The organism is Streptomyces sp. NPDC054841, from assembly GCF_053611045.1.
In genome coordinates this window covers 1-1161 of record NZ_JBSGZO010000895.1, presented here as the reverse complement: position 1 = coordinate 1161, position 1161 = coordinate 1, and the positions used below count along the sequence as shown (strand labels likewise).

At 76.1% G+C, this 1161-nt stretch carries 1 pseudogene; it reads left to right on the top strand.

What is annotated here, in order from left to right:
* Positions 1 to 110: 110 nt before the first annotated feature.
* Positions 111 to 1115, top strand: a pseudogene (locus ACWGI8_RS44250) (FAD-dependent oxidoreductase); the annotation flags it as partial.
* Positions 1116 to 1161 lie beyond the last annotated feature (46 nt).

Genomic DNA, 1161 nt, shown 5'->3' with positions numbered 1-1161 from the left:
CCGGGGGGGGCGGGGGGGGGGGGGCGGGGTGGGGGGGGGGGGGCGGGGGGGGGGGGGGGGCCCCCCCCCCGCCCCCCCCCCCCCCCCCCCCCCGGCCGGTGCGGCCGCCGCTGCCGGGGATCGACGCACCGGGCGTCCACGGGGTGCAGACCCTTGACGACGGGCAGGCGCTGCTCGACACCCTCGACCGCACCGGGGGGCGGCGGGCCGTCGTCATCGGCGCCGGCTACATCGGTGTGGAGATGGCGGAGGCGCTGCTGAAGCACGGCTTCGACGTGACCGTCGTCAACCGCGGCGCACAGCCCATGGCCACCCTCGACCCGGACATGGGCCGGCTGGTGCACGCGGCGATGGACGGGCTCGGCATCACGACGGTCGACGACGCCGAGGTCACCAAGATCCTGACGGGCTCGCACGGACGGGTCCGCGCGGTCGCCACGGAGGACGCCGAGTACCCGGCGGACGTCGTCGTGCTCGGGATCGGTGTGGAGGCGGAGACGACCCTGGCGGGTGCGGCGGGGCTGCCGCTCGGGGCGTACGGGGGTCTGCTCACCGATCTCGCGATGCGCGTACGCGGCCACGACAACGTCTGGGCGGGCGGCGACTGCGTCGAGGTGCTGGACCTCGTCTCGGGCCGGGAACGCCACGTCCCGCTCGGCACGCACGCCAACAAGCACGGCCAGGTCATCGGCGCGGGCGTGGGCGGCGGCTACGCGACCTTCCCCGGTGTCGTGGGCACGGCTGTGAGCAAGGTCTGCGACCTCGAGATCGCCCGTACCGGGCTGCGTGAGAAGGACGCCCGCGAGGTGGGGCTGCGGTTCGTGACCGCGACGATCGAGTCGACGAGCCGTGCGGGCTACTACCCGGGCGCGGCCCCGATGACCGTCAAGATGCTGGCGGAGCGCCGCACCGGCCGGCTGCTGGGCGTCCAGATCGTCGGCCGCGAGGGGGCGGGCAAGCGCGTGGACATCGCGGCGGTCGCGCTGACGGCGGGGATGACGGTGGAGCAGATGACCGCTCTGGACCTGGGCTACGCGCCGCCGTTCTCACCGGTGTGGGACCCGGTGCTGGTCGCGGCGAGAAAGGCGACGGCGGCGGTGCGCGCGGCCGGGTGACAGCTGAACCCCGGCCCGGGTGTGCTCGCCGCCGGATGTCCGGCGG